Origin of the sequence: Mesorhizobium sp. M7A.F.Ca.US.014.04.1.1 (assembly GCF_003998745.1) — a bacterium.
GTDB classification, from domain to species: Bacteria; Pseudomonadota; Alphaproteobacteria; order Rhizobiales; family Rhizobiaceae; genus Mesorhizobium; species Mesorhizobium ciceri.
Window position 1 is genome coordinate 1 of record NZ_RZRW01000560.1, and the last position, 3,708, is coordinate 3,708.

A 3,708-nucleotide genomic window follows, 5' to 3' on the forward strand; every position below is an offset into this window, starting at 1 on the left:
GACCGTGATGATCCCGCCGCGCCCGGTGGTGGCCGCGCCCGATCCCGGCTACGCTATTCCGGAACTGATGCCGGACCAGGGCGCCGCGGCGCAGATGCTGCGCGCCAATGTCGCAGCCGGCGTGTTCAACGTCGCGCTGCTCGACGGCGTCACCGGATCCGGTAAGACCGAGGTCTATTTCGAGGCTGTGGCGGCTGCGCTCGACCAGGGCAGGCAGGTGCTGATCCTGCTGCCGGAAATCGCGCTGACGCATGCCTTTCTCGAGCGCTTCCAGCAGCGCTTCGGCGCCAAGCCGGGCGAATGGCATTCCGACCTGCCGCCGCGGATGCGCGAGCGGGTTTGGCGGCAAGTGGCGGAGGGCGGCGTGCGGGTCGTCGCCGGCGCGCGCTCGGCGCTGTTCCTGCCGTTCAAGGAGCTCGGCCTTATCGTCGTCGACGAGGAGCACGACCCTGCCTACAAGCAGGAGGACCGCGTCTTCTACAATGCGCGCGACATGGCGGTGGTGCGCGGCCATATCGGCAGCTTCCCCGTGGTGCTGGCGTCGGCGACGCCGTCGGTCGAAAGCCGGGTCAATGCCAGCCAAGGTAAATATAACAGGGCGGTGCTTTCCGCTCGCTTCGCCGAGGCGGCGCTTCCGCATCTGAAGGCGGTCGACATGCGGCGTGCGCCGCCGGCGCGTGGCGGTTTCCTGTCGCCGGTGCTGCTCGACCAGATGCGCCAGACGCTGGAGAGGAAGGAGCAGTCGCTGCTGTTCCTCAACCGGCGCGGCTATGCGCCGCTGACCCTGTGCCGGGTCTGCGGCCATCGTTTCGGCTGCCCGGTCTGCTCGGCCTGGCTGGTCGAGCACCGGTTTCGCGGGCAACTGGTCTGCCATCATTGCGGGCACAATGAGCGCCGCCCCGAAGCCTGCCCGGAATGCGGCACGCTCGATCATCTGGTCGCCTGCGGACCGGGTGTCGAGCGCATCGCCGAAGAGGTCGTGACGCATTTCCCCGACGCGCGCACCATCGTCTTGTCGTCAGACCTGATGGGCGGCGTGCGGCGGCTGCGGCTGGAGCTGGAGGCGATCGCCGACGGCGAGGCCGATATCGTCATCGGCACGCAGCTCGTCGCCAAGGGCCACAATTTCCCTAATATGACCCTGGTCGGCGTCGTCGATGCCGATCTCGGCCTTGCCAACGGCGATCCACGCGCCGCCGAACGCACATTCCAGTTGCTCAGCCAGGTGACAGGCCGCGCCGGCCGCACCGGCAAGAAGAGCCTTGGACTGCTGCAGACCTTCCAGCCCGACCATCCGGTGATGCGGGCGATCGTCTCCGGCGACGCCGAGGCTTTTTACGAGCGCGAGATTGCCGAGCGCGAACGGGCCGCCCTGCCGCCCTTCGGCCGGCTCGCCGGCGTCATCGTCAGCGCGGTGACGCGAGCGGAAGCCGAGGGCCATGCACGCGGCCTGCGCCGCGCAGCACCCGAGGCGTCAGATCTGTTCGTGCTGGGTCCAGCCGAGGCGCCGCTGTCCCTGCTCGGCGGCCGCCACCGCTTCCGCCTGCTGATCCAGGGCGAACGGCGCGCCGACATGCAAGGTTTTATCAGGGCCATGCTGGCCAACGGGCCGAAGCAACGCGGCTCGGTCCGGGTGCAGGTCGACGTCGACCCGCAGAGTTTTTTGTAAGGTTGCGCTTTCAGCGATAGGTTGCCCGCAAGCCAGCGAGATGTGGAAACTCATATGAAGACCCTTGGCCTGCTCGGCGGCATGAGCTGGGAATCGACCGCCATCTACTATCGCCTGCTCAACGAGATCGTGCGCGAACGGCTGGGTGGGCTGCATTCCGCGAAACTGCTTCTGTGGTCGTTCGACTTTGCCGAAATCGCCGAGCGGCAGCATCACGGCGACTGGGACGGTGCCGGCGTGCTCCTCGTAGAAGCGGCGCGCAAGCTTGAGGCCGGCGGCGCGGAAGGTCTGCTTTTGTGCACCAACACCATGCACAAACTGGCCGATCAGGTGCAGGCGTCGGTGTCGATCCCGCTGATCCACATCGCCGATGCCACCGCAGTGGCGGTCAAGCGTGCCGGAATGCAGCGTCCGGCGCTGCTGGCGACGCGCTTCACCATGGAGCAGGATTTCTACAAGGGCCGGCTCGCTGACAGATTTGGCTTGGACCCCGTGGTGCCGGATGCGGCCGGGCGCGACATGGTCCATCGCGTCATCTACGACGAGTTGTGCCAGGGCATGGTCAAGGAGACTTCAAAGGCGGCCTATATCGCCGAGACCGAACGCCTGCGCCGCGAAGAGGCGGCCGACAGCGTCATCATGGGCTGCACCGAGATCACCATGCTCATCGGCCAGCAGGATTTCGACATCCCGGTCTTCGACACGACGCGCATCCATGTCGAGGCGGCTGTGGAATTCGCGCTCGGTTGATGCGCGCTGCCTAAAGTACCTGGACCCATCTGGCGCGGGGGCTTTCCTCCGTTAGAATGCCCGGAATTTCAAAACAGGCATCTCGAGGGGACAAGATGGATTTTGCGCTTCCATGGCCGACGAGCCAGGGCGAATGGCTGGCTTGGTCGAGCGCCGTCTTCACGGTGCTGCTCGGGCTTTTGTTCTTCCTGGCGCCGGGTCTCGCCTTTCGTGCCCTGCGCCTGCAGGTCAAGCCAGAGAAGGCTGCGGCGATCGCCGAGGGGCGCGGCAGGATGTCGGGCTTTTATCTGGGTGTCGGCCTGTGCTGTATCCTGCTGGCGCAGCCGCTGATCTACATGGCGCTTGGCTTCTCCTGGCTGTTCACTGCCTTCGGCCGGCTGCTGTCGATGATGTCTGATGGCGCCAACACGCCTTTCAATTGGGTTTCCATTGTGCTGGAATTGGTCCTGGCGGCGTTGCCGCTCGCCTTCGCCTTCGGCTTTCTGCCCTGAATCATTGGGTATTCCGCGATCGAAGACGGGCGACTTTCGCCGGATGCGACAATAGTGCCTGAAAACCATGCGGAACGACGCATTGCGGTCTTAAAATGCCTGTGCTAGACGGCAATCGACTTTCGGCCGGGGATAGCGGAAGCCGCGCCTCCGTGCTCGAAAAAATGCAGTAAGGTCAAAGATTTAGCCAGAGTTTTTGCTCGCGCCAACAATCTACGGCCTGTCAGACAAGAGAAAAGACGGTCCGTGGCTCAATCGTCATCGCCAATCTCAGGTGTCGCAGAACGCTATGCGGGTTCGCTGTTCGAACTCGCCCTGCAGGCAAATTCCGTGGCCAAGGTCGAAGCCGACCTCAACAGTTTCGAAATCATGCTCGCGGGCAGCGCTGATCTCACCCGGCTGATCAACAGCCCGGTGTTCTCCAGCGAGGACCAGGCGAAGGCCATCGCGGCGATCGCCGACAAGGCCGGGATCACCGGCCTCACCGGAAATTTCCTGCGCGTCGTCGCCCGCAACCGCCGGCTGTTCGCCATTCCCGGCATGATCAGGGCGTTCCGCCAGATATCAGCCGAACACCGTGGCGAGACCGCTGCTGAAGTGACGTCGGCTCACGCGCTGACGGCTGTCCAGCAGACCGAACTCAAGGCGGCGCTGAAGAGCGTTGCCGGCAAGGACGTGGCTATCTCCGTCACCGTCGATCCGTCGCTGCTCGGCGGGCTGGTGGTCAAGATGGGCTCGTGCCAGATCGATACGTCGCTCAAAACCAAACTCAATTCGCTCAAGCTTGCACTGAAAGAG

General features: G+C 64.6%; 4 protein-coding genes. All 4 read left to right on the forward strand.

Annotated elements, in window-relative coordinates; translation table 11 throughout:
* The coding region (priA, locus tag EOA22_RS27460; RefSeq protein WP_127390356.1) for a primosomal protein N' at nucleotides 1-1,669 on the forward strand (1,669 nt) is incomplete at its 5' end.
* A gap of 54 nt (nucleotides 1,670-1,723) precedes the next feature.
* Nucleotides 1,724-2,419 (forward strand): aspartate/glutamate racemase family protein, encoded by a 696-nt coding sequence (locus EOA22_RS27465; RefSeq protein ID WP_063169453.1) that lies wholly within the window; start codon nucleotides 1,724-1,726, stop codon nucleotides 2,417-2,419.
* 95 nt (nucleotides 2,420-2,514) lie between these two features.
* On the forward strand, nucleotides 2,515-2,910 hold the full coding sequence (locus EOA22_RS27470) for a DUF4345 family protein (RefSeq protein WP_013529034.1): 396 nt from the start codon (nucleotides 2,515-2,517) through the stop codon (nucleotides 2,908-2,910).
* A 246-nt stretch (nucleotides 2,911-3,156) separates the two neighbouring features.
* On the forward strand, nucleotides 3,157-3,708 hold a 552-nt coding region (locus EOA22_RS27475; protein ID WP_127390357.1), incomplete at its 3' end, for a F0F1 ATP synthase subunit delta.